Source organism: Pedobacter mendelii (assembly GCF_014635725.1).
In the GTDB taxonomy this organism is placed as follows: Bacteria; Bacteroidota; Bacteroidia; order Sphingobacteriales; family Sphingobacteriaceae; genus Pedobacter; species Pedobacter mendelii.
This window is the reverse complement of the sequence record NZ_BMDJ01000008.1, coordinates 72737-98416: the sequence shown is the minus strand read 5'-3', so window position 1 is coordinate 98416 and position 25680 is coordinate 72737. Positions and strand designations below refer to the sequence as shown.

The 25680-nt window shown below is 35.3% G+C and carries 18 protein-coding genes; 3 read left to right on the top strand and 15 right to left on the bottom strand.

What is annotated here, in order from left to right; all coding sequences use genetic code 11:
* Nucleotides 1-9: 9 nt before the first annotated feature.
* On the bottom strand, nt 10-597 hold the full coding sequence (locus tag IEV50_RS13995; protein WP_188415392.1) for a gluconate 2-dehydrogenase subunit 3 family protein: 588 nt from the start codon (nt 595-597) through the stop codon (nt 10-12).
* 460 nt (nt 598-1057) lie between these two features.
* Between IEV50_RS13995 and IEV50_RS13990 the strand changes: the two genes are divergently transcribed.
* Nucleotides 1058-2005, top strand: coding sequence for an NAD-dependent epimerase/dehydratase family protein (locus IEV50_RS13990; protein ID WP_188415390.1), 948 nt, complete (start codon nt 1058-1060; stop codon nt 2003-2005).
* 174 nt (nt 2006-2179) lie between these two features.
* The gene (locus IEV50_RS13985) at nt 2180-2908 is read left to right on the top strand and encodes a YebC/PmpR family DNA-binding transcriptional regulator (RefSeq protein WP_188415388.1); all 729 of its coding nucleotides are present in this window, start codon (nt 2180-2182) and stop codon (nt 2906-2908) included.
* Between the two features lie 107 nt (nt 2909-3015).
* Here the strand turns inward: IEV50_RS13985 and IEV50_RS13980 are convergent, their stop codons facing one another.
* The 14 genes from IEV50_RS13980 to IEV50_RS13920 form a co-directional block, all read right to left on the bottom strand.
* Nucleotides 3016-3798, bottom strand: coding sequence for a carboxylesterase family protein (locus tag IEV50_RS13980; protein ID WP_188415387.1), 783 nt, complete (start codon nt 3796-3798; stop codon nt 3016-3018).
* A 64-nt stretch (nt 3799-3862) separates the two neighbouring features.
* On the bottom strand, nt 3863-6160 hold the full coding sequence (bglX, locus tag IEV50_RS13975) for a beta-glucosidase BglX (RefSeq protein WP_188415386.1): 2298 nt from the start codon (nt 6158-6160) through the stop codon (nt 3863-3865).
* A gap of 30 nt (nt 6161-6190) precedes the next feature.
* Nucleotides 6191-7936, bottom strand: a complete 1746-nt coding sequence (locus tag IEV50_RS13970; RefSeq protein WP_188415385.1) for a discoidin domain-containing protein — start codon at nt 7934-7936, stop codon at nt 6191-6193.
* A 51-nt stretch (nt 7937-7987) separates the two neighbouring features.
* On the bottom strand, nt 7988-8095 hold the full coding sequence (locus IEV50_RS20010) for a GxxExxY protein (RefSeq protein WP_503826697.1): 108 nt from the start codon (nt 8093-8095) through the stop codon (nt 7988-7990).
* A 44-nt stretch (nt 8096-8139) separates the two neighbouring features.
* A complete protein-coding gene (locus tag IEV50_RS19770; protein ID WP_262890412.1) occupies nt 8140-8373 on the bottom strand; it encodes a GxxExxY protein in 234 nt (77 codons plus the stop codon).
* Between the two features lie 83 nt (nt 8374-8456).
* The gene (locus IEV50_RS13960) at nt 8457-9827 is read right to left on the bottom strand and encodes a glucoamylase family protein (RefSeq protein ID WP_188415384.1); all 1371 of its coding nucleotides are present in this window, start codon (nt 9825-9827) and stop codon (nt 8457-8459) included.
* A 14-nt stretch (nt 9828-9841) separates the two neighbouring features.
* Nucleotides 9842-11512: a glucoamylase family protein gene (locus tag IEV50_RS13955; RefSeq protein ID WP_229746740.1), complete on the bottom strand. Its 1671-nt coding sequence runs from the start codon at nt 11510-11512 to the stop codon at nt 9842-9844.
* Nucleotides 11513-11581: 69 nt separating this feature from the next.
* Nucleotides 11582-12415 carry a LamG domain-containing protein gene (locus IEV50_RS13950; RefSeq protein WP_188415382.1) on the bottom strand — a complete coding sequence of 278 codons (834 nt, stop codon included), beginning with the start codon at nt 12413-12415 and terminating at the stop codon, nt 11582-11584.
* Between the two features lie 19 nt (nt 12416-12434).
* Nucleotides 12435-13916: a RagB/SusD family nutrient uptake outer membrane protein gene (locus tag IEV50_RS13945; protein ID WP_188415380.1), complete on the bottom strand. Its 1482-nt coding sequence runs from the start codon at nt 13914-13916 to the stop codon at nt 12435-12437.
* Between the two features lie 11 nt (nt 13917-13927).
* Complete coding sequence (locus IEV50_RS13940; RefSeq protein ID WP_188415378.1) at nt 13928-16942, bottom strand: SusC/RagA family TonB-linked outer membrane protein; 3015 nt, start codon at nt 16940-16942, stop codon at nt 13928-13930.
* 342 nt (nt 16943-17284) lie between these two features.
* Nucleotides 17285-20167 carry a triple tyrosine motif-containing protein gene (locus IEV50_RS13935; protein WP_188415376.1) on the bottom strand — a complete coding sequence of 961 codons (2883 nt, stop codon included), beginning with the start codon at nt 20165-20167 and terminating at the stop codon, nt 17285-17287.
* 62 nt (nt 20168-20229) lie between these two features.
* Nucleotides 20230-20601 (bottom strand): DMT family protein, encoded by a 372-nt coding sequence (locus IEV50_RS13930; RefSeq protein ID WP_188415374.1) that lies wholly within the window; start codon nt 20599-20601, stop codon nt 20230-20232.
* Nucleotides 20602-20658: 57 nt separating this feature from the next.
* Complete coding sequence (gene trhO / locus IEV50_RS13925; RefSeq protein WP_188415372.1) at nt 20659-21606, bottom strand: oxygen-dependent tRNA uridine(34) hydroxylase TrhO; 948 nt, start codon at nt 21604-21606, stop codon at nt 20659-20661.
* Nucleotides 21607-21731: 125 nt separating this feature from the next.
* The gene (locus IEV50_RS13920) at nt 21732-24101 is read right to left on the bottom strand and encodes a DUF5686 and carboxypeptidase regulatory-like domain-containing protein (protein ID WP_229746739.1); all 2370 of its coding nucleotides are present in this window, start codon (nt 24099-24101) and stop codon (nt 21732-21734) included.
* Nucleotides 24102-24402: 301 nt separating this feature from the next.
* On the opposite strand from IEV50_RS13920, the gene kbl reads away from it, so the two are divergent.
* Entirely contained in the window at nt 24403-25590 is a 1188-nt protein-coding gene (gene kbl / locus IEV50_RS13915; protein ID WP_188415368.1) for a glycine C-acetyltransferase, read from the top strand.
* The last annotated feature ends 90 nt before the right edge of the window (nt 25591-25680 follow it).

The window sequence follows — 25680 nt, the reverse complement described above, 5'->3', positions numbered from 1 at the left end:
AGATAGAAATTAACCAGTTGCCCAAGATTTTTGACCTGGTTTTAATGGAGCGCTTCCATCATATCTACCAGGAATAAGAACGTATTCACGAGCCTTGGTGCAGCCAATTTCTGAAGAGTAATAGCCTAATAAAGTTAAATCTCTAGCAGTGGTAAAGAAGTAAACCAAATCTTTATTGTCTTCAGATTTACTTGCTTTTTGAGCAATAGCCATTGCTCTTAAATCAACCATTAATTTGGTTTTTTCAGCAGTTGTTAATGCTAAATAGTTTTTCTTAAAATCGGCCATTGATTTTGCCTGAAGTTCTTTGAAACCGTTAGCAAAAGAAGTTTGCATGGTTGCCGGATAACAGTCTTTCATCATCATCGGAATAAATTTACCTAAGCCTGCTGCTTTGGCTCCGGCTGATGATTTTGTTGTAGGTACAATAATGTCTGCAAATTCTGCTAAAATCTTTTCATCTTCAAGTGAAAATGATACGAAGTTTTTTTCATTTTCGGGGAGCGTAAAACTTTCGAATAAAACGCCCATTGTAGTTGCTGATATGGCTCCTCCCAACAAGAATGCGACGTTTCTTAGTGCTTCTCTTCTGTGCATCGTGTTTGTGTATTTATATATTGGTTATTTATATACTGGTTGGTAATATTAAAAAAAATATGGGATAAATTCAGTTAAAATCTAGTTAAATAAATGGCCTGCAATGGGATTGTTACTGAATAGAATTGTTCTAAATAATATTTTTTATAATGGATTAATGATGTTTAGAGGCTATTTTTTGATGAAAACAGCTTCGTGTAAAATGTACATTAATTTTTAATAAATATTATAGCTGCTACAATAGTAAAACACAGAATAATATTGCTGAAAAATAACTCTTATTATATCGGAATTACATGTAAATATAATGATTAATTTATATCACTCTTAATTGTTAGCGGCTCTAAATACTACCAGATTTAATCTTTCGAATAATGAAACTAAAAGTCACTACTTAGTTTAAAAATTTTATATGCCTTTTATTTCATTTTTTTACCTTTGCTAAATTCTTAAAAAAAATATGCACGAAAATATAGTTGTTTTAGGTTCAAATGGGCAAATTGGTACAGAGTTGGTTAACATGTTGCGTACAATATATGGTGATGATCATGTTGTGGCTTGTGATATCCGCAGGCCGGATTATGACATAAAAAATTCTGCACCGTTCGAGTTTGTTAATGTGCTTGATAAGGAAATGATTAATGGCATTTTTAAGAAGTATAAACCTACCCAGGTTTATCTCCTCGCAGCCTTATTATCTGCTACGGGAGAGCAAAATCCCAAACTTGCCTGGGACTTAAACATGAATGGTTTGCTCAATGTTCTGGATTTAGCGCTGGAATATAAAACTGCAAAAGTTTACTGGCCAAGCTCAATTGCTGTTTTTGGTCCAAATTCTCCTAAATATAATACTCCACAATATTGCACCATGGACCCAAATACGGTTTATGGAATTAGCAAATTGGCGGGTGAACGTTGGTGCGAATATTACCACCAAAAATATGGTTTAGATGTTAGAAGCATTCGTTACCCAGGATTAATTAGCTGGAAAGCGGCACCTGGAGGTGGAACAACAGATTATGCGATTCATATTTTTCATGAAGCATTAAAGAAGGGAAGTTATCAAAGTTTTTTGAATGCTGGTTCTGAACTTCCGATGATGTACATGGATGATGCCATTCGCGGTACAATTGAGCTAATGGATGCACCGGCAAACCAGATTTCGGTTCGTAGCAGCTATAATTTTGGTGGTGTAAGTTTTACTCCTGAAATTTTAGCTGCTGAAATTAAGAAACATATTCCTGAATTTAAATTAACTTACAGCGATAAAGACCCCCGCCAGCAAATTGCAGATAGCTGGCCACGTTCTATTGATGATAGTTTTGCTAATAAGGATTGGGGTTGGAACCCAGAATTTGATTTAGCAAAGCTTACAGCGGATATGTTAATTAATTTAAAGAAGAGCTAAAAGATTAAAGCTGAAAGGCTAAAGCTAAAAGAATAAAGGCTAGAGCTAAAAGACTAAAGCTGAAAGAACAAATTAAAAATATAAAAAAATTGGTTGAAAGGTGTGTGTATAGGTTTTAATCATGATACTAATACTAAATACTAAGCACTCGAAACTAACTACTTGATACTAAAAATGGGAAGAGCATTCGAATTTAGAAAAGAAAGAAAATTTAAACGTTGGTCTAAAATGGCCGTACAATTTACCCGTATTGGTAAAGATATTGTGATGGCTGTGAAAGATTCGGGTCCTAATCCAGAAACTAACTCACGTTTACGTACAGCAATGCAAAATGCTAAAGCTGTAAATATGCCTAAGGATAGAGTTGAAGCTGCAATAAAACGTGCTTCTGATAAATCTATGGCTGGTTATGAAGAAATTGTTTATGAAGGTTATGCCCCTCATGGTGTCGCCGTTTTAATTGAAACAGCAACAGATAATACAAACCGTACGGTAGCGAATGTTCGTAGTTATTTTAATAAAACTGATGGTTCTTTAGGTAAAACAGGTTCATTAGATTTCGTTTTTAATCGTAAATCTATTTTTCGTTTTCTGCCTGCAGAAGGATTGGATTTAGAGGAATTAGAATTTGAATTAATCGATGCAGGTTTAGAAGAATTATACGTAGAAGCAGATGAAGAAGGAAACGATGTTGCGGTAGCTCAAGGTGCTTTCGAAAATTTTGGTTCTTTACAAAAGGCTTTAGAGGAAAAAGGTATTGAGTTAAAGAGTTCTAAATTAGAGCGTATTGCGCTTTCACATCATGAGGTTACTGAAGAACAGGCTTTAGATGTTTTGAAATTAATTGATAAGCTGGAAGAAGACGATGATGTGCAGGCAGTTTACCACAATATGGCAGAGTAAGCTAATCTTATAAATTTTTGAAACCCTGAAAGACATTAACTTTCAGGGTTTTTTATTTAGAATAGAAATTTTATTTCTACAGCCGCCGATATTAGTTATCAAAAAACCTAATTTTTCTTGTGTCCAAATAACCAAGGTAGCAAATCTGGTTCAGCAAAAGCACTATCCCAGCTGTTATGGTTTGCATTTGGGTAAAGCGTAAATTTAACTTCATCACCTACCGTTTTTAATCGTTCTGATATTGCAATTGAAAATGCAGGATCTACAACATCATCCTTACCTCCGTGAAAAATCCAAAGCGGTATTTTTTTATACTTCTCAATGTTGTTTGTATTATCACCTCCGCAAATGGTAATTGCTGCGGCAAAAGTTTTTCTCTGCCTTCTTAGCAACTCAAAAGTCCCCATTCCACCCATCGATAAGCCACCAACATATATTTGCTCTTTATTTACGAAGGGTTTTTTTAGAAAATCTTTAACCATGTTTTTTAAAGCATGCATTGCTTTGGTAGGTTTGCCGCCTTCGATAAAACTAAAACTTCGCTTTCCTTGGTTTTTGGGTATAATATTTACATTTGCCCAATAATCGTTCGCTGGGCATTGTGGAAAAATTATTATCGCCGGAAACTTCTTTCTCACGTCATCCTTCAAGAACAATTTGCCTCCATGAACCAATTGACTTTCATTATTGCTACCACGTTCACCACTACCATGTAAGAAAAACACTACCGGATATTTTTGTGATGGATTGAAATTATCTGGGAAAAGTATGCGATAGTAGATGGAATCTTTGCCTTTAATATAATTTCCAGAAGCATATTGATTAAAATCTTGTGCTTTTAAAACGATTATAAAAGTCATCAAGAAGATGGTTAGAAATATTTTCTTCATTTAACAAAATTAAAAAACCCCAGCTATTATGCAATAGACTGGGGTTTAACCAACCAATATAATTTTATTTTAAGGAGAATGATGCTTCTTTTACATCCCTCGAATTAGAACCGATAAATACTTTAAAATCTCCAGGCTCAGCAATAAATTTTAAATCTGAATTGTAGAACTTTAAATCTTGTTCTGAGATAGAAAAAGTTACATTTTTAGTTTCTCCGGCTTTAAAATATATCTTTTGAAAACCTTTTAATTCTTTTACCGGGCGAGTAATGCTTCCAACCAAATCTCTTATATAAAGTTGTACAACTTCTTTGCCATCAACTTTGCCATTATTAGTAACCGCAATAGTTGCTGTAATACTTTTGCCCTTTGTTAGTGTATTTGAGCTTAACTTGATATCTCCATAACCAAATGTTGTATAGCTTAAACCATAACCAAATGGGTAAAGTGGTTCATTGCTTACATCTAAATAATTGGAACGAAACTTCTCAAACCATTTACCTTCTGCTAAAGGGCGACCAGTATTTTTGTGTGCGTAATAGATAGGAACCTGACCAACATTTTGAGGAAAAGTTGCACTCAATTTTCCAGATGGATTTACATCTCCAAAAAGTACATCGGCGATGGCATTTCCAGCTTCACTTCCAGGGAACCAAACATTTAAAATTGCCGGTACATTTTCGTTTTCCCAGTTTAAGGCTAATGGGCGACCGGTAAACAGAACCAATACCACAGGCTTACCAGTTTTCATTAATTCTTTAATTAATTTCTTTTGCGTTTCAGGCATTTGAATATCCGTTACGCTACTGCTTTCGCCTGTAAATTCCGAACCTTCACCCACTACAGCAACCACAACATCCGATTTTTTGGCAACATTTACTGCTTCTTTAATCAGTTCATCTTCTGTCCTTGAATCGCGGATGTATGTTTTATTGTGAATATTTACATAGCGATTTTCCATAGTAGAATCTGCCAGGAAATTTGAACCTCGGGCGGTCAATATTTTTGCATTTTCACCCAAGGCATTTTTCATTCCTTGTAATACGGTAACCGATTTATCAAATAACGCAGCAACACTCCAGGTGCCATACATATTTGCCGTATTATCTACCAAAGGGCCAATTAAGCCAATTGTTCCTGATTTTTTTAATGGCAAAAGGTTATTCTCATTTTTCAATAGCACAAAGCTTTCTGCAGCAATTTCTCTTGAGGCCTGGCGGTTTTGAGGTGTGAAAACTTCAGTTTCTGCTCTTTTTACATCGCAAAATTTGTATGGGTTTTCAAATAAACCTAATTTATATTTTGCTTGAAGAATTAATCTACATGCTCTGTTAATTTGTTCAATGCTAACTTTTTTCTCAGCTAATGATTTTTTCAATGTTCCCAAAAATCCTTCGCCAACCATGTCCATATCTACACCAGCATTTAAAGCCAAAGCCGAAACTGTTTGTAAATCGCCCATGCCGTGTGCAATCATTTCAGGAATTCCGGTATAATCTGTTACTACGAAACCTTTAAAACCCCATTGATTACGCAAAACCTCTGTCATAAGCCATTTGCTTCCGGTTGCAGGTATACCATCAACTTCATTGAAAGATGCCATGATGCTTGCTGCACCAGCTTCTACAGCTGCTTTGTAAGGCGGTAAGTACTCATTGTACATCCTCACTTTGCTCATATCTGTCGTGTTATAATCACGACCACCTTCTGCAGCTCCATATAAAGCGTAATGTTTTACACAAGCTAAAATCTGATTATTTGATTTTAAATCGCCTTGATAGCCTTTTACCATTGCTTTTGCAATTGCAGAACCCAAAAATGCATCTTCACCGTTTCCTTCAGAAATACGGCCCCAACGTGGGTCACGAGAGATATCAACCATAGGAGAAAATGTCCAGTTGATTCCACTTGCACTTGCTTCAATCGCTGCAATTCTTGCAGATTTTTCTACCGCATACATATCCCAGGTGGCACTCATACCTAAAGGAATAGGAAAAACAGTATTGTAACCATGAATTACATCCATTCCAAAAAGTAAAGGGATTTTCATTCTACTTTCTTCAACAGCTACCTTTTGTACTGCAGCTATTTTTTCTACACCTTTTATATTAAAAAGTCCACCAACTTCACCGTTTCTTATTTTTTTTCCAATATCGCTGCTGTTTGCTTGTCCGGTTGTGATATCGCCAGAGCTAGGTAAATTCAGCTGACCAATTTTTTCATCAACCGTCATCTTCGACATTAGATTGTTGATGAAGGTATTCATTTTTGCTTCTTCAGCGGGAATTGGCTTCTTGGTTTGAGCTGATGCATTAATCGCCAGCATAAGCATGATACTAAATAGGATGTTCGCTTTTCTCATTATATTCTGTGTGTTTTATTCTTTTAATAATTATTCAACTGTTTTAATAGCAGTTTTTTTAGAGATACCATTCTCATTTATGGCTTCAATAGAGAAGTAATATGTTTTCTTTAAATCCATAGCTTTAAACCAATATTCGTTTAAATCATGAATCATTATGCAATTGTAAAGTTTATCAGGAGCTGTGCCATAGTATAAATTATAAGCAAAGGCATTATCAACCGGCTGCCATTTAATGTAAGCGCTACGTTTATCTTTTTCTGTTCTTAAAACAATTAAATTTTTAACCGAATCTGGTTTTGCTCCGTTGCCATTACCAAAAACCCGTAAACCGCTAATGGCAAACTTGCCTGTTGGCATGTGGATGTTAACCATTTTGATGAACCTTGTTTTTACAGGTTTTTCCAACTCAATGTAATCATGCGGAACATCAGTTTTATTTTTGCTTTTATCTACAAGGGTTGTCCATTTTTTTCCATCTGTTGAGGATAAAATTTTATACTGATGGTAAATATTAGTTTGCTTCCCTAAAAATTCTGCGTCTTGGTCGGCATAATTTATTTGGATTGCGTTTACGGTAGCAAGGCTTCCCAAATCAGTTTGAATCCATTCGTTACCGTTAGAAGTTTTCGCACTCCAATAAGTTTTTATACTTTCATCGACCGCGTTATTTGCATTAAAAGAACCAAGTGTTGATGACACCGTTACCGGTTTTTTATAGTTAATCAACATCCAACCCGGACCAGCAGGACCACCTTCTTTTCGTTCAGCTGGTAAATACAAAGGATAGTCGCCAAATGCAGTGTTTGTCCACATTACATCGTCTTTATCAAAACCTGTCGGCCAGATTCCTATTCGTCTTTCCCAGGTATTTTTTACACAAATGATACTTGTAGAAACATGCCAATAATTTTTGCTGTTATCTTCAAATGTTGCACCATGACCTGCACCCCTGGAAAATCCTCCAGCTTTGAAGCTTAATGGATCGGATTGTGGAGTAAATTGAGTATCGTAAAAAAGTGGTTTGCTACCTACTACAACACCATCGGCATAGCCGCTAAATTCTGTTCCTGGAGCACCATATTGAAAGTAATATTTTCCATTGTGCTTTGTCATCCAGGCGCCCTCAATAAAAGGATCGAGAAAGGTATTATCCATATTTTCGCCGAAACGTTGCCAACCGTAACGCCATGATTCTAAAATATACATTGGCATTCTGGTACCTTTGGGCTTAAAAGTTTTTCTATCTAACTCTACACCATATACAGGGTAGTTGTTGCTACTGCCGTTGTACATGTAAAATCGTCCATCATCATCAGTAAAAAAAGCTGGATCCCAGCCTCCAATTTCTAAAGAATCTACTAAAGGTTTCCATTCGTTGGCTTTCGGATTCGTACTCATCCATAAAGTGAAATTTTTGGTGTAGGTACTTCCGAAAACAACCATGGTATCACCAAGAATACCGACAGCAGGCGCACAAAGTTCATCTTTAGTTTTGTTCCACGGGCGAAGAAATTTACGTTCTTCGAATTTCCAATTTAGCATATCGGGGCTGTGCCAGTAACCCCATTGGTTGGTGCTGAAAAGATAAAAATCTCCTTTGTAGTTTACGATTACCGGATCTGCAGTTGCACGATGTTTACCCCATTCGGTAAAAGATTCGAAAGGAGTATAACCATAATCGATGTTAATCGGATTACAATAAGTTTTTTGTTTCTGAGCAAAAACTGCCAGAGATGAGATGAACAAGAAAATTGTAAGTATGGTTTTTTTCATTATTTGCTTCAGATTCTTTAATTTTCTGCCACAGATTAACAGATTATTTATTTATAATTCTCTTGTATTGTAAAGATTTCTCGTTGAATTAATGATCAATCCCATTTCTAAATTTGCTATACCTAAATAATTAATCACCTGTGCATAGTGTTTCTCAATTATTCCTTCCTTTTATTTTATCTCAACAATAATCTCATCATAGATTAAAAAATCAGCATAAAATCGATGTGGTAAAATTGTTCCTTTATAATTGATTGCATACTATTTTTCTCTTTATAGTGTATTCCCCTTGTAATCAATTCATATTCAACAGCATCTTTATACACGACTTCTAATAATCCTTTTCCAAGTATTCTGTGCACCTCCATTGCAATTCCAATTATCTGATAGGTTTCATCTTGAAGAGAGTAATCATCTTGGTTATAGATTTTAGTCATTTCAATTTATATTTGAAAAGGATATATTAATCGTTTTATATGTTAATCTAAAACTGTGGCTAACCTAAATTTAAAAGTATTATTTACTTATTTAATGCGGGGCTTTCAAAACCTAATTTTTTTAACCCGTTTTTCACTTCCTGATTCTGCATAAATAATTTCCATAGCAACCCAGATCTGTAATTTTCAATCATAACCACCATTGGGCCCTGGTCTATACCTAAATATCTTTTAGGGTACCAATTGTCAGTTTCAGAAAAAGCATCATAAAAACCATATTTACCCCAAACTTTGTCACCTAAATCTTCATATAAATGCCTGATAACTTTTATAGATTCTTTTGGTGTGTAAGGAATTGAAGAAATGGCTGCGGTAGGAGAGATTACACCAAAATCTTCTTGTGGATTGTGTGCTGCATAACCTTTTACTGAATAGCTTGCTGTTAAGCCCCAATTATTTGTTCCGTAACCTTTAAAGCCTTTTGGGTTTGCAACGCAATAATCATGAATGGCTAAAGTGTGGTTTTTATTATTTTCCCAATAGTCTGCATATCTGTCTTTCAATCCTTTTGGGTTTAAACCTAGATAGGAGTAATGTGCCCAAAATAATGGTCCGACGCTATTTTTCTGCCCTTGATAATCTAAAGTAAATGGATGGCCATAAACTTTAAAATTGGTTTTGATGTCACCATTTCTAGCCCATCCTTCATGGTAAACTTCTGCAGGGATGGTATGAGTAGGAGAAGATGCTGCCATAACATACATAATAAGGCATTCGTTATATCCTTTTACGGGGAAATTCATTTCCCAGGCATAGTCTGGCGACCAATGCCAATAAAGCACATTTTTACCACCATTTCTATACCAGCTAAAATCAATTCCTTTAAAAAGTTCATCGGCTTTATTTGATAATGATTTTTCTGCTTCGGTTCCGTTTTTATAATATTCTTTAATGCAAATTAGCGCTTGCGCAACGAAAGAAGTTTCAACTAAATCGCCACCGTTATCCTTCTTGCCAAAAGGCCTAACTTTACCGGTTTCGCCATGTATCCAATGTGGCCATGCGCCATGAAAACGGTCTGCTTTTTCAAGGAAGCTTAAGATTTTATTCAGACGATCCAAACCTTGTTGTTTAGTTACATAACCTCTGTCAATTCCACTCAATATTGCCATCAATCCAAAACCAGTAGCTCCGGTGGCAACAGTACTTTTATCGTTTTCTGGATAAATATTATCGGCATGGTAGCGTTCGCGACCAGCACCAGAATTTGGTTCGGCACCATCCCAAAAGTATTGAAAAGTTTGTTTTTGCACCACATCAAGCAATGCATCATCTGATAAACCCTTTTTTATGGCAGGCGCAGATTGAATTTGTTCAAATGTTTGTGCTTCAGTGCTGCATTGATAGCCTGAGGTGATTAAAATAACGAGAAGGATTCGGAATGTATATTTCATTGATTGTGTAGATTTTAAAGATTCGGACTACTAAAGCCTAAATTTCGCATGCTTGCTTTAACTTCAGGTGCACTCATAAAAAGATTCCAAATTAGGTTAGAGCGATAGTTTTCTATCATTACAATTATGGGGCCTTGGTCTATAGCAAGTGTTGATGATGCAAACCACTGATCTTGCAAAGAAAAGGCATCATAAAAACCATAGTCGCCCCAGGTTTTGTTCCCCAGTTTGTAGTAAAAATATTTTAAAGCCTGCATCGATTCTGTAGGCGTGTATGGGAAAGACGATAACGCAGCTGTCGGTGCAATAACACCAACATCATTACCCGGAGCGCTTGCAGTATATCCATTTTTAATATCGCTTGCAGTTAAACCCCAACAGTTTTCACCATAACCATAAAAGCCCGATGGATTTGCTTTGCAATAATTGTAATTTATAAGCGTATGGGCTTTAGTTTGCGTTTCATAATTGGCATAGGCATCGGTTAAGCCTTTAGGGTTAATTCCCATAAATGAGTAATGAGAAAAGAATAATGGACCGCCATTGGCTGGTCCTAATGGGAGTTGAACACCGTAGTAAGTATTTCCATTTTTCATTGCTCCGTTTTGTGCCCAACCCGAATCGTAAACTGTTTTAGATATGGAGTAAGTAGGAGAGGCAGCTGCCATAACATAAGTAACCAAACATTCGTTCCAGCCTTTAACAGGTAAATTCATATCCCAATTGTAATTTGGGCTCCAATGCCAGTAAAGTGTGCTGCTATTATCTTTACGATACCAACTCCATTCTACGCCATTATAAATTGCGTTTATATCAGCTCGTAAGTTTGCTTCAGAAGCATCAGCGCCGTTAAAATATTGTCTGGCGGTAATTAAGCCAGCCATTAAATAAGATGTTTCTACTAAATCGCCACCATTATCTTTAGTGCTAAATGGGATTACTTTTCCAGTATTTCCATCTAACCAGTGTGGGTAAGCACCATGAAAACGATCTGCTGTTTTTAAAAAGGCTACAATCTTTTGCATTCTTGCTAAACCGTCGGCCCGGCTTATAAAACTGCGACTAATACCCGTAACTAAGGCCATTATCCCAAAGCCCGAACCGCCAGATGTTACGGTATTGCCTGAAGTATTTCTCTCGCGAGCTAAACCACTTGTTGGATGACCAAAATCCCAAAAATATTTAAATGTTTGCTTTTGCACTAAAGTCAACAGTTCATCATCACTGATTCGGGCGAATTTATCGATATCATCTACAGCGGTAATTAAGTTAACCGTTACTGCACTTTGTAATTTTGTGCCGGTTTTAGAAACTAAACCTGTACCAGCAGTTAATGTATATTTTGTAATGGATTGCAATGCTGCGGTAGGCGTTATTACAATCGTATTATCGTTATTCTCTAAGGTTGAAGTATATGCTACTGTTGTTCCCCCTGCATCTGCAAGGGTAATGTTTCCATTTACGGAAGATAAATTTATGGCAGACGAAAATGTGATTTTAACAACAGGGATGTTGTTTAAGCCATAATAGGTAAAACCTGTAAAAGTTCCGTTTACTTTTAAATCGGAAAATGAAAATGATGTTGGTGTAACCGGTGGATCTACCGGAGCAGGCGAATCGCCTTTTTTGCATGATAGTACAAAAAGAAATAGTACTAAATAGTATGGAAATATTTTTGTCATCATAGGAAATTAAAAAGGGCTGCCGTTATTGGCAACCCTTTATTTGTTTGTGCCGTTTATAAGTTATGTGGCTTATTTACCTCTACCTTCTAACTTGGCTAAGTATCCAACTTCTTCGTCAGATAATGCTTTGTTAAAGATTTTAACTTCATCTAACTGACCAGTTAAATAGCTAGCCCAAGGCTCTTTAGAATGGCTTGTTGTTTGGCTAGGTGTAGTCATAAATTGCGTTGTACCAAAAACCAGGTTTCCAGAATTAACAAAGTTTAACGAACCAGTAATACCATCTAACTTGCCAGAACTTACTCTAGAACCATTTACATAAACTTTTACCGTTGAAGTAGTTTCATCGTAGGAAACAGAAAGTGCATTCCATTTACCGAAGAAATTAACCACGTTACTTGCTGTATAGGTTTTATCACCAGTTCCATTATTGATGAATACAATTTTTAACGTTGCATTATCATTTGTACTACCGTTTTCTACGAAGATTTCTAAATTTCCCCAAAACTGAGACTTGTTAGAAAGGCTAAATAAACCAATAATTCCGTTTGATGGAGGTGGTGTATTAACCCATTCTGTAATGGTGAAACTTTTTAAACTTAAAACTTTTGCAGAAGGCGCACTTAAAAAATAACTATCTGTTGCACCTTGTAACGACTTACCTTTGATACCTGTGGCAAAAGTTGTACCTGTATTTACTCCTGCACCGTTTGATACACTATCAATTAAACTACCGTCAAACGCCCAGTACGCCGCTAAATTACTTGGAGCAATTTGTTTTGCGCTATTAAAACCGCCAATGCTTAAAGCAGGGGCATAGCTAGATGGTTCAAATTCTTTCTGGCAAGATGATAACCCTAAGGTTATAACAGACGCCATCAATAAAAAATATTTTGTTTTCATTTCTATTAAAATTTATCGATTAATAACCTGGATTTTGAGTTAATACACCTGCGCTCTTATCAATTTCGGTGGATGGAATTGGCCAAACTTCATTTTTGTTAGCTTTCCATCCTTTAGCGCCAAAAACAGCAGCAGCACGACCTTGACGAACAACATCAAAATAACGATCTGATTCCATTGCTAATTCTACTTGTCTTTCTTTTTGAATCGCAGTACGTAATGCATCTTTATCAGATGTTGTAACATCAGGTAAAACACCAGCAGCACCACCTCTTGCACGAGCACGAACACGGTTTAAAGAAGTTCTTGCCAACGCAGGGTTTCCTTGCTCATTGGCTGCTTCTGCATTCATTAATAATACATCGGCGAAACGGATTACCCTAACATTTTGTTGCGCACCTTCAGGAAATCCGGTTTTGATTAAACTAAACGGAACGTAAGATTTCTGATTGTACATAGGGTTATCACCAGTAGCTGAAATTGCGTCGCCCTGCGGGGTCGTTTCGCCTCTAAAAATAATTGTTGCGTCTCTTCTGGTATCACCTATTTCATAAGCGCTAGCTAAAGTAGCTGTTGGATTATTAAATCCCCAACCACCAACACTACCTCGTACGCCTTGCACTTGGCTAAATTGTGAAGTTGCTGAACCAGCTATAGTTTCTACAATTTCGCATTGAATTTCGAATACAGATTCTACACTATTTTCATTATTTAAACGGAAACTTTGTTCATAGTTTGGAACAAGGTTGTAGCCCATCGTCATAACAGTATTGGTAAAATTAAGCACATCTGCCCATTTTTGCTGGTACATGGCAACTTTAGCGTGTAAAGCTAAGGCTGCACCTTTTGTAGCTCTACCTAAATCAATTGCTGTATAGGTTTGTGGTAGAACTCCCGCAGCATCATCTAAATCTTTTTCTATAGCTGCATAAATTTGTGCTTTTGGTGTTCTTGGTATATTAAATTGAGATGCATCTTTAGGAACAGTTAAACGCAATGGCACATCGCCAAAAGCTCTAACCAGCCTAAAATATGAATAAGCACGGACGAATTTCGCTTCAGCAATGTAGCGAGCTTTTAAATTTGCATCCATACTTATTGCAGGAATGTTATCTAAAACCTGGTTACAAAGGTTGATATTTTGGTATTGTCCAGTCCAAAAGCCCTGTAATTGCCCTTCAGTTGATGTTACTGTGAAGTTATCATAGCTATTTAAATAACTAGCATCATTAGCAGAACTACCTTTTTCAGCATCATCACCAGCTATACTTTCTATAGCGAGTGCAGGGAAGGCTGTGTTTTCCCAGCTTCTTAAGTTACCGTAAATAGAGTTTACTGCTTTTGTAGCGTCATCTTGTGATTTCCAAAAGGTAAGTGCTGGTTGTTGTGCTTGAGGATCTACATCTAAAAAACTTTTTTTACATGCAGGTAATACTAAAAGACCTGAGCATAAAGCAAGTAATCCAATCTTTTGTATGTAATTTTTATAATTTGTTTTCATTGCTTTATTTATTAAAAAGTAACTTGAAGACCTAACCTATAAGTAGCCGATAAAGGATAAACGCTGGCATCAATACCCGCGTTTGTTGGCGTACCACCAATTTCTGGCGTAAAACCTTTGTAGCCGAAAATGTTAATTGCATTTTGAGCATCAACAAAAACCCTTACTCTTTGCATTTTCCACTTACTCATTAACATAGATGGTAATGCATAACCTAACTGGATGTTTCTTACGCGGATGTAAGAGCCATCTTCAACATAAAATGAGTTTGGAGCAGCGTTAGTAGTTGAACCTACATTAGCTGATGGATATGTGGTTGATGTATTCGGACCAGTCCATCTGTTATCGTAAAAATCTTTACTGAAATTCTCGTTACCGAAACGATAGGCGATGTTTGCATTATAAACGTCAACACCCGCAACACCTTGTACATCGATAGATAAATCGAAGTTTTTGTAACCAAATGATGTATTTAAACCGTAACTGTATTTAGGATTTGGATTACCCAAAACCACACGGTCTTTTCCATCAATAATATTATCACCATTTTGGTCAACGTATCTAAAATCACCAGGTTTAGCGCCAGTTTGTGCAGAAGCCGCAACTTCAGCAGCTGTTTGGAAAATCCCGCCAACTTTGTATCCGAAAAATTCGCCAATTGCACCACCTTGAATGGTACGGGTTGCTAAAGCTCCGTTTGCAATACCGGCACCACCAGCATAGATAGGGTTTTGACCCGTTACAACTGATAATACTTTGTTATTGTTAATACCAATATTTCCACTGATGGAGTAGTTGAAACCGCTTTCTGTTTTATCAGCATAAGTTGCTAAAAACTCAAAACCGCGGTTTTGAAAATCTGCCTGATTACCAACTAATGTTCCTGATGAAGTACCGATTGAGCTTAAAATCGGAATTTCGAAGATAGCTTGTTCAGTTTTTTTATTGTAAACACCGGTTTCGATGCTTAAACGGTTATCTAAAAATCTTGCCTCAATACCGATATCTGTACCTGTTGTACGCTCCCAGTTTAAAAATGAAGGAACCAAAGAGTTAACATTTGCGCCAGTATAACCAACACCATTAAAAAACGCTACAAGATTTCCACCTTGTGCTACAGTTAAAGTAGTTGGATTAACCGGTACACCTGCGTTACCTACTTTACCCCAAGAACCTTTAAGCTTTAAATAATTAACCACTTTTTGGTCTTTCATAAAATCTTCATTGGTAACTACCCAACCCGCACCAACTGCCGGAAAATAGCCCCAAAGGTCGCCACCACCAAAAAATTGTGAAGCTGCATCACCACGAAGTGTTGCATTTAACAAATACTTATCCTTAAATGAGTAGTTTACACGACCGAAGTATGAGTTAGATGTTGATAGTGAACCACCATCTACAACAGTACGAGTTGCTGCTGTTCCTAAAGAAAGATATAAGTCGCCATCGCTGGTGTTTGGTACATCAAATGCAGTAGCGTTTACAAAGTAAGATTTTCTTCTCTGCGCTGTTGTACCTGCTAAAACAGTAATACTATGATCACCAAATGTATTTTTGTAAGTTAACGTATTTTCAAGAATCCAGTTTCTGGTTTCTGATCTGTTAATTCTTAAAGTACTTTGCGTAGTTCTTTGCCCTTGAGTAGCAGCATAAAGTGGCGTATAACCCCTAACTTCATTTTGTCCGAAATCTCCACCTGCACTTGTTCTGAACGTAAAGTTTTTTAAGAAAGTTAATTCTGCATAAACGTTACCATTTATACGATAGTTTTTAGATTGCTGGTTGTAAAAATCTAAAGTAACCTGAGGGTTAAAGTTATTTCCTCCACCTAAGCTAAAATCATTCGCATCACCATAGCTGCCATCTGCATAATATACAGGAACGACTGGTCCGGCTGCATATAACTGACGGAAGATACCGCCATCAATATCATTTGAATTAATTGATGTACCTGAAACAGTATAACCAATTTTCAAAGGTTTTAAAACCTGAAAATCATTCGAAAGTTTTGCTGTGTAACGTTTGTAGTTTTGTGTTTTTACAATACCATCTTCATTTGTATAACCTAATGAGAAATTATAAGTTGTTTTCTCTGTACCACCATTTACAGATAATTGATGGTTAGTTTGTAATGCATTTCTTAAAGCTTGGTCGTACCAATTTGTACCAACACCAAAAGATGAAGGATTTGCAAATAATGGACTGGCACCGTTTGAAGCAGATAACTCATTAATAATGGTTGCGTATTCTGTTGCATTCGCCATTTCAACTTGATTGGTTACTGCTTTAAAACCGATAGAACCATTGTAACTGATTACTGGTTCGCCAGTTTTACCTTTTTTAGTAGTAACCAATACAACACCATTTGCAGCACGAATACCGTAAATAGATTGCGAAGACGCATCTTTTAATATACTGATATTTTCGATATCTGCAGGATTTAAGAAACTAATCTCATCATACCATACACCATCTACCACATATAATACACCTGTATTACCATAAATTGTACCAGTACCACGAATGGTAATTTGTGGAGATGAACCTGGCGCACCATTATTTGTTATGGAAACACCAGCCACTTTACCTTGTAAAGCACTAATTGGATTAATTGAGGCTTGTTTAGAAATTTCCTCACCTTTTACCGTTGCTACAGAACCGGTAACATCAATTTTTCTTTGTGTACCGTAACCAACAACAACAACTTGCTCTAGTTGTTGAGAAGATGAAGCCAACTCTACATTTATGGTTGTTCTATTATTAACAGCAACCTCTTGTGTAGTGTAACCCAAATACTGGAAAACTAATGTTGCGTTTGCTGGTGCGCTGATGCTATACGCTCCTGAAGGATCTGTTTGTGTACCTGTTTGTGTACCTTTAACCAACACACTTACACTCGGGATGGTGGATTTATCTCCGCTATCCATAACCCTACCTTTTACAGTAATGTTTTGTGCAAATGCTACGTTAATTGTAAGTAAACAAATTCCGACCAGAACAGAAATTCTTGTAAAAATTCTTTTCATGCTTATTAAATATTTAGTTAATTGTTAGGATAAATGTGAGGTTGTTTTTCTGCCTCTGCAAGGAAATCGACCTCTACATTAATACATCAAATGGAAAAGTGTAGTATCTCACTATGCTATACCAAATGCCCAAACAGGCTGAAAACGCAGTTTTGGCGATTGTAACTGATTAATTACGGATACACAAGTGTACAAAGTACACCAAGTAATTTGAAGGTACATTATTTAGGCTATGAGAGGTAATGATGTAGTGCTTGTTTTGTGGTAATACCCGTTTTTCACGAATAGGGCAGATTTGTGCAAACTTCCTCGATTTGTATTGATTTTGAATTTCTCGTGATTTTACAGCTCCATCAAGAATTCTGTAAGATTTTTATCATGCGGAACGTTAAGCTTTTTACGCAATCTGTACCTTCTAATTTCAACCCCTCTTAGTGTAATATTTAGCAAAGATGACATCTCCTTACTGCTCATATTCATCCTTAAATATGCACAAAGTTTTAAGTCGTTTGGAACCAAGTCCGGATGACCAATTTTAAGTTTTTTGAAGAAACTTTCATGCGCCTCATTAAAGCTATTTTCAAATAAATGCCAATCCCTTTCATCATTCATTCCATCATTAATAACTTTCTGAATTTTGCGTAATTGGTCATCGGCGAGTTTTTTCCCATTTTCGTCCTTAAGCTTCAGGATTTCTTCGCTCAATTTTTGAAGCAATTCATTTTTATAAACCAATGTCATAGCAGAATTGGCAAGTTCTCTGTTTTTAGATGCTAGCTCTGCTTGCAGTTTTTCAGTTTGTAATTTGTTTATTTGTTTCTCATTTGCTTCTGATTCTTGTTTCAGAATTTCATCCTGTTCAGCTTTTAACCGATTGCTTATCTTTAAGCTATCACGTTTAAGCTTTCGTTCATATATTTTTTTTCCGGCAATAAGCGCAACTACAAATGCAAAAGCATAAAATAATATTGCCCAGTTACTTAAATACCATGGTCGTAGAATTCTAAATTCAAATGTTGTAATTTTACTGATGGATGAGTCATCTATTTTAGCCCGAACTTTAAATACATATTTTCCACTGCTAAGATTTGTGAAATCTTTTTGCGTAGCATAACTCCAGTCCGACCAATCGTTAGAATATCCTTCTAAGTAATATTGAAATTTAATTTTAGCTTCACGATAATAGGGCATTGAGAAAGAAATTCGAATGTTATTTCTATTGTTTTTTATGTCGATTTCTGTACCGTTATCCCCATTTTCACTTAGAATAGAATATTTATCCGTAATATCTTCAATACGGCGAATCAGAACACTCTGATGTACTTTGCTTGCTTGGCTAGTCACGTTTTGACCAGCATTGTAAAATACAAAGCCATCATCTACACTAATTAGATAAATGGAATTGCTTATGCGGCTAATGTTTTCATAATACTGAACCATCTTACCATCAAGAATACTGAATCGATTGGAATCGATTGAAATTTTTCCAGCTTCGCTGAAGTTTGCTAAGGCTGTTTTACCATGGTTTATAAACCAATATTTTTTAGCACCCGCATTAATAATTTTATTTGAGGATGAAAATGAACCTAGCGCATTATTAAGCACATTGTATTTTGAAAATTTATCACTCAGGTTATCATAAGTGAAAAAACCAGCGTTACTGGCAAAAACAATTCTTTCTTCAAGGTTAAATAAATTTAAATTGTAGTTGCTAGGCAAACCGCTTTTTTCATCATAGTATTTGTTAGAAATTACGGTACTATAATCACTGCTTAATTTTAATTTGTACAAACCTTTGTAAGCGTGACTAACCCAAATCTCACCCTTATTATCTTGTTCTACATATCTTGCGGGCACATTGAAATTTGCAATTTTTTTATAAAACTGCCATTTGCCTTGAGCGTTTTTGTTAAAAAGAAGTAAACCTGTGTAAGTGCCTTGAATTAAAAAATTTGGATTGCTATTTAGTTTCTTAATCGTCCAGCCGCCGCTGTAGGTTGTGATTTTTTCTATTTTATCACCAATAACATTAAAGGTTCCGTTATTATGACCGCAAAGCAGTTGATTATCAATTATATTTAATTCCCAAACCTGACCTTGCGAATTTGGAATAAGCTTAAAATTTAAGGTAGAAAATTGATTATTATTTTTCCATTCGCTATAAAATAAGCCCTGATTGGTACCGAGGTATATTTTTCCTTTAAAAATAACGCTAGAGTAAACGGTGCCAAAAACGCCGGTTTTATCAAGGTAAAAATACAATGGAGAGTTTAACTCAATTCTATCAATTCCATTATCTAAACCTGCCCAAAGATTTTGCTCATCATCACTATATAAGCTTAAAACAGTATTATTTTGTAATCCGCTTGATTTATTAATACGCTGAATGATGTTCCCATTTTCATCAATCACGATAATTCCGTTTAGAATTGTGCCGTAAGCATAATATTTATCTAAAATTTTGGCACCATTATTTAATTGGAATGTTGATAGAAATGCATTGGCAGGTGTATTAAATGGTGTAAAGGTTTTACCATCAAATAAGAATAAGCCATCTTTACCTGTGCCAATAATCAATGTATTTCCTTTAAAGGGTAGTATGGATAAAACGCCTGTTCTACAAACCAAATCGCTACCCGGAATAAATACCAATTTGTTGCCTTTAAGCTCGTAAAGCCCTTTGTTTTCTACAATAAACCGATTGCCAATTTTGTAAGAAAAGAGAAAATTGCTGGCATTTTTGAGAATAGAAATCTTACCATTCACGTAAATATAAATGGTGCTGAAAGATTGGAAAATTATTTTATTACCGTAAATGTGAATTTTCCAAATCTCATCTTTTAATGGGTCAGACTTTGGAATTAAATGAGTTAAAGAGGTGTATTGAAATTTATTTTTTTTAAATGACCAGTATCCGAAATCGCCGAAACAGCCGCTATAAATTTTACCGTTATCATCGGCAGCTACAGAGCGTACAATTTGATTGTTTGGCATTTTATATTTTTGCCAATATCTTCCATCGAAGGTAAGTAGTCCTTCTGTATTACCGAAGTACATTACACCGTTTTTATCTTTAGCAACGCTCCAATTTTGGTTGCCAGATGCATAAACCGATTTAGAATAATTTTCTATGTATGGAACACCAATACTTTTAATATCAGCGGCATGTATATTTAATGAAATGCAAATTAGAAAGAAAAAAAAGCCGTATAAGGATTTTTGCATGTAAATTTCAGTAAGCCTTTATTGTACAAAGTAATAAAAATAAAGGGAGATATTATTTTGTTTTATTTCTTGATAAAAGCAAAGAAAACAGCAAGTAAAATGAGGCAAAAAGCAACAATGTGATTCCAGGCAATTTTTTCAGTTTTAAAAAATAGTATGGTAAAGATTAAAAATACGGTGATGGAAATTGCTTCCTGCGTAACTTTTAGCTGCATTAAACTAAAAGGACCACCATTCTCTTTAAAACCAAATTTATTTGCAGGAACTTGAAAAATGTATTCAAAAAGTGCAATTCCCCAACTAATTGCAATAATGCTAATTAGGCCAAGACTTTTACTCCATGCCATATCCTTAAATTTTAAATGGCCATACCAGGCCAAAGTCATAAAAGTATTGGATATGATAAGAAAAAAAACTGTTAGCGCTGCTCGCATTGATTAAATTTAAAAGTAAACTGAGAAAACTCAGATTTGTTTTAACGAACTATTTTTTTAGCCAATCGTTTCAACCTTCTTATTTACTGGTTGAGGAACTTTTACATAATATCCTGTTCCATCGTAAGGGCGTTTTCTTGGGTTGGTTGTGCATTGCACAGAACAACAACCTTGTATTTTTTCGCCACAATCATCGCACTGTGTAATGTGCTCATTACATTCCGGATTCGCACAGTTTATCATTTTTGGTGTAGTTTTTCCACAGTTGTAACAAACAGAAACAACCGTTGGGTTTACTACATTTACATTAACTGCAATCCGATTATCAAAAACATAACATTTACCATCAAAATCTTTTCCGCCAGCTTCCTTGCTATACTTAATAATACCACCGTGCAACTGATACACATAGTTAAAGCCATGGTGTAAAAGCAAAGCGGAAGCTTTTTCGCATTTTATGCCGCCTGTGCAATATGTTAAAATTTTCTTATCCTTATATTGCGCAAGTTGATTTATCTGTTCTGGAAAGTCTCTAAAATTTTCTATATCAAGCGTAATTGCATTTTTGAATTTTCCAAGATTATGCTCATAGTTAGACCTAACATCAAGAATTATAACATCTTCATCATCTTTCATTTTCATAAAATCGACTGGTTCTAAATGTTTTCCCGTTTGTTCACTAGGATTTATAATTGATGTGTCTCTTAAGCCAGAATGAACGATTTCTGATTTATAGCGACAATGCATTTTAAGAAATGATGGTTCCTCAACATCATCAATTTTAAATTCAGTTTTAGCAAACCTTTCATCAGCATGAATTGCTTTCATGTAAATTTCACAAGCTTCGGCTGTACCAGAAACTGTTCCATTTAAACCTTCATCGGCTACAATAATCCGCCCCACTAATCCTAAAGATTTACAAAATTTTAAATGGTCTGCGGCAAATTGTTCCGCATCTGCTATGTAACTATAGCAATAGTAAAGAATGGTTTGATATTTTTTCATAACGCTGTTGATACCGTTGCAAACGGCGTTTAAAGCGGTGCAAAGATAATAAAAAAAGGTATAAGGTAAAAAGGTTCAAAGTAGAAGGTTTTTCCTCAGCCTTTCTACGCTATACCTTCTACCTTTTAAAAACCGTAACTAATTCTGAAACCTTGGTTAATTTTTTTAGCAGCATCATAAGCAAAACCATAGCTAACCCTTAAAACTAGGCGCTGCAATCCGAAATAAAACTCTTTATAATTTCTTTTTTCTGGTGATGATAAATAGCCTCCGCCGATAAATTCTTCGAGTTTAGCTTTACGTAATAAAGGAACTTTATTTAAAAAGAAACCTGCAAAGTTATGCTCTAAATGCGCTTCAAAATATTGTTGATTGGTACTAAACTGATAAAAATCTAAGTATTGAAACTTCCTTAAATTAGGGGGAAAGATGGTAGAAACATTACCTGCAAAATGCTTATATTCTGGATAATACATTTTACTGTTGTTGAGAAATTTTCCTGCGCCAACTAAGAATGATGTGTAACCCCATAATCCTAATCCGATTCTATCCTGATAAACTTCAGCTTTAACGAAGTCGTAATCTACATCACTATTTAAGATTCCATTAAAGCCTTTTTTATACAGCAATGTTATTCTTGGAAATCTCGATTCTGTATAAAATTTACCATCTGGCCTAGTAATATATTTTTGGCCAATAGTGTATGTAAGGCTTGCTGACGCACTGAATGAAGTATATGTAGGAAAAAGTGGCGTTTCAGCTGTTGGTGTAAAAGGATTGTTGGATGTAAATTCTCTGGTCTTATTATCGAAAAATTTAAAATCAGAAGTGTTGGTTAGGGTGTGATTTCTGGTGTAATCAACACTAATTGAACCTTGAAGTCCGCTTGCTAATTCTCGGGTAGTGTTGATGTTAACGAAGCTTTTTTCATAAAATTTTGGGAAATTCTTTTCGTAAAGCAGTGAATTTATTGCGTTACCAAGTGATGTCATTGAACCTAAATTATTCAAATCGAAAATTCCTTTTCCAAAAGAAGCACCAACACTGGCTCTTTTTAAAGGGTCGTAGTAGTAATTTCCAGTTAAACTTCCAGTTAGTTTTTGGTTTGCAAAACCATACCTCAACTCTGGTCTGATATTGTATGAACGCCTATCTCCAAATACCTTACGATAATTTACGCCGTATTTTATAGCAAAACCTTCAACCGTATTATACATTAATGCCCGTAATACCGGATCGAAAGAAATGTAAACACTATCATATCTATCATTAATACTATATCCCCTAAGTAGCAATTTGCCGATTCCAAAATTGTTATTTTCTTTTTCAAGCGAATCAAGATAAGTTTTCGATTCTTTACGCTTTGCGATGCTATCTTTAACTATGTAATTGATTTTTTCGTCAGCAGTTAGCGGAATCGGACGATTATTATTCCAATAAATAGAATCTTTTTTATTTACCAATTTGGTAACTTTTAAAATTTCACCATTAAAAAAGTTTTTAGGGAAAACAGGCAATACATCGTAATTGCTGTAAACGCCAACAAAATAACCAGCAAACTTGAAACCTAAAATGTTACCATTAAATTGAAAGTTTATTGCTGTCGGCATATAAACATCTTTAACTTTAGTAAACTGTTGACTAATATTTAAGGTATCGATAAAATTAATACCAGCACTTTTTGTAAGAAATAAATCTGTATTGTAAATCCTCCAGCTTTCATCTATAATGTAAATAATTCCTCTAAAAACAGGGTCGTTAGGCCTGCGAGGAATAACTTCTATTTTATTTACTGTTTCGCCATTTTCTTTTGTTTCACCGAGATATTTGTATTTGTAATAAAATAAGGCATTATCAGCAATGGGCGATATATAGCCTCTGGCACTAAGTTTATTTTCGAGCAAGTAATTGTCATAAAAATTGATTATTAAATCTGAAGCTTTATTAAAGCTGAAAGCATTATTTCTACCCGCAACTTTAGAAGAAATCATTTCTTCATGAACATCATTTGGTCTTCTAAAACTAAATTTACTTTGCGATTCTGAAAGGTAAATAATGCCTTGCCGGTTGGTGTCAAGTTCCATTATTTTTCTAATATCCTGACCCATAAATTTTTTTGGAGCACTTTTTAAACGCTGCACGCCCTTAATGTAAACATCACAATTAAAAGCTTTTACTTCTTCTAAATGGGTTTTACGTTGTTTTATTGCTTTGCGAATAATTGCATAAGCAGGATCTTCAGCATTGGCTTTTATAGTAACATTGTTTAACGTGTAGCTTTCTGAAGTTAATGAAACGTTTAACGTTGTCGAAGTAATTACATTTAAAATATGGTCTTGCTGTTTATATCCAACCGCTCTAAAACTTAAAGTTTGTTCACCATTCTTTAACTTAATCTCATATTTTCCATCAATATTTGCCGAAGTACCCTGTGTTGTGTTTTTTAAATAAACTGATGCAAATGGAACGGGTTGCCCACTATTATCCTTTATCATTCCAGAAATTGTAAATTGTTGCGAAAATGCAAAATTAGCAAAGGAGCAGAAGATTAGGAGTGCGCAGATTTTTATCATATTTTGTTGACCAGTTAAGCTATAAATATCGAATAAGTTTTACACTATACGTATAGTTGTGTATTAAAGTTTTTTAATCCTGAAAAAAAATATAAAATATTTAAACTCTTTTTATAAAAATTTTAATTTAAGATTTTATAATTCAACAGGCATCTTATTCTTTCATTCCTTTACTTTCGGGCTTTTTTATAACTTTGAACACAAATTCAAACAGTAAAAAGCCATGTATAAAACATTACAACCTGTTCTTCAAAAAGAACTCGAAGAAATCGAAAACGCAGGATTATTTAAACGCGAACGCATTATTGTTACTCCTCAGGGTGCTGATATTAAGGTAAAAGGTGGTGCTGAGGTTGTAAACTTTTGTGCTAATAATTATTTAGGTCTTTCATCTCACCCTAGGGTAATAGAAGCTGCTAAAAAAGCGATAGATGATTACGGGTATGGTATGTCTTCAGTTCGTTTTATTTGCGGTACTCAGGATGTACATAAAGAATTGGAAGCTAAAATTTCTAAATTTTTGGGTACGGAAGATACAATTTTGTATGCTGCGGCTTTTGATGCAAATGGTGGTGTTTTTGAGCCTTTGTTTAATGCAGAGGATGCAATTATTTCAGATGAATTAAATCATGCATCAATTATAGATGGTGTTCGTTTGTGTAAAGCACAACGTTTTCGGTATAAAAATACCGATATGGAAGATTTAGAGCAGCAATTAATTGCTGCGGCAGGTTGCAGACATAGAATTATTGTAACTGATGGTGCTTTTTCTATGGATGGGTCGGTTGCACCACTAGATAAAATTGCTGATTTGGCAGATAAATACGAGGCTTTAATTATGATTGATGAATCGCACTGTTCTGGTTTTATTGGCAAAACCGGTCGTGGAACGCATGAGCATTTTAATGTTATGGATCGTATCGACATTATAACAGGAACTTTAGGTAAAGCTTTAGGTGGGGCATCCGGCGGATTTACATCAGGCAAAAAAGAAATTATAGATATGCTTCGCCAGCGGTCTCGTCCATATTTATTCTCTAATACTTTAGCTCCGGCAATTGCAGGTGCATCCATTGCAGTTTTGGATATGTTAAGTCAGACAACTTCGTTAAGAGATAAGTTAGAAAATAATACAAAATATTTTCGTGAAAAAATGACTGAAGCTGGTTTCGATATTAAACCCGGCTTTCACCCAATTGTGCCTGTAATGCTTTATGATGCTAAAATTGCACAAACATTTGCCGCAAGAATGCTTGATGAAGGTATTTACGTAATCGGATTCTTTTATCCTGTGGTAGCACAAGGAAAAGCAAGAATTCGTGTTCAGTTATCTGCAGCGCATGAGCAACATCATTTAGATAAAGCCATTGCCGCTTTTACTAAAGTTGGTAAAGAATTGGGCGTAATTTAATTCCTAAAAATGCTAAGATATTTTTAAAGCTGCAATTCTTGCAGCTTTTTTTGTTTTTGGTTCATTTCCTTGTAATAAATAGCTTTAAGC

What these genes read in the sequence shown, in the direction of transcription:
- IEV50_RS19770 (WP_262890412.1), bottom strand. Translation starts at nt 8,373, where the DNA reads ATGACTAAAATCTATAACCAAGATGATTACTCTCTTCAAGATGAAACC.
- IEV50_RS13995 (WP_188415392.1), bottom strand. Translation starts at nt 597, where the DNA reads ATGCACAGAAGAGAAGCACTAAGAAACGTCGCATTCTTGTTGGGAGGA.
- IEV50_RS13990 (WP_188415390.1), top strand. Translation starts at nt 1,058, where the DNA reads ATGCACGAAAATATAGTTGTTTTAGGTTCAAATGGGCAAATTGGTACA.
- IEV50_RS13935 (WP_188415376.1), bottom strand. Translation starts at nt 20,167, where the DNA reads ATGCAAAAATCCTTATACGGCTTTTTTTTCTTTCTAATTTGCATTTCA.
- IEV50_RS13950 (WP_188415382.1), bottom strand. Translation starts at nt 12,415, where the DNA reads ATGAAAACAAAATATTTTTTATTGATGGCGTCTGTTATAACCTTAGGG.
- trhO (WP_188415372.1), bottom strand. Translation starts at nt 21,606, where the DNA reads ATGAAAAAATATCAAACCATTCTTTACTATTGCTATAGTTACATAGCA.
- IEV50_RS13930 (WP_188415374.1), bottom strand. Translation starts at nt 20,601, where the DNA reads ATGCGAGCAGCGCTAACAGTTTTTTTTCTTATCATATCCAATACTTTT.
- bglX (WP_188415386.1), bottom strand. Translation starts at nt 6,160, where the DNA reads ATGAGAAAAGCGAACATCCTATTTAGTATCATGCTTATGCTGGCGATT.
- IEV50_RS13940 (WP_188415378.1), bottom strand. Translation starts at nt 16,942, where the DNA reads ATGAAAAGAATTTTTACAAGAATTTCTGTTCTGGTCGGAATTTGTTTA.
- IEV50_RS13955 (WP_229746740.1), bottom strand. Translation starts at nt 11,512, where the DNA reads ATGATGACAAAAATATTTCCATACTATTTAGTACTATTTCTTTTTGTA.
- IEV50_RS13985 (WP_188415388.1), top strand. Translation starts at nt 2,180, where the DNA reads ATGGGAAGAGCATTCGAATTTAGAAAAGAAAGAAAATTTAAACGTTGG.
- IEV50_RS13920 (WP_229746739.1), bottom strand. Translation starts at nt 24,101, where the DNA reads ATGATAAAGGATAATAGTGGGCAACCCGTTCCATTTGCATCAGTTTAT.
- IEV50_RS13960 (WP_188415384.1), bottom strand. Translation starts at nt 9,827, where the DNA reads ATGAAATATACATTCCGAATCCTTCTCGTTATTTTAATCACCTCAGGC.
- IEV50_RS13980 (WP_188415387.1), bottom strand. Translation starts at nt 3,798, where the DNA reads ATGAAGAAAATATTTCTAACCATCTTCTTGATGACTTTTATAATCGTT.
- kbl (WP_188415368.1), top strand. Translation starts at nt 24,403, where the DNA reads ATGTATAAAACATTACAACCTGTTCTTCAAAAAGAACTCGAAGAAATC.
- IEV50_RS13970 (WP_188415385.1), bottom strand. Translation starts at nt 7,936, where the DNA reads ATGAAAAAAACCATACTTACAATTTTCTTGTTCATCTCATCTCTGGCA.
- IEV50_RS13945 (WP_188415380.1), bottom strand. Translation starts at nt 13,916, where the DNA reads ATGAAAACAAATTATAAAAATTACATACAAAAGATTGGATTACTTGCT.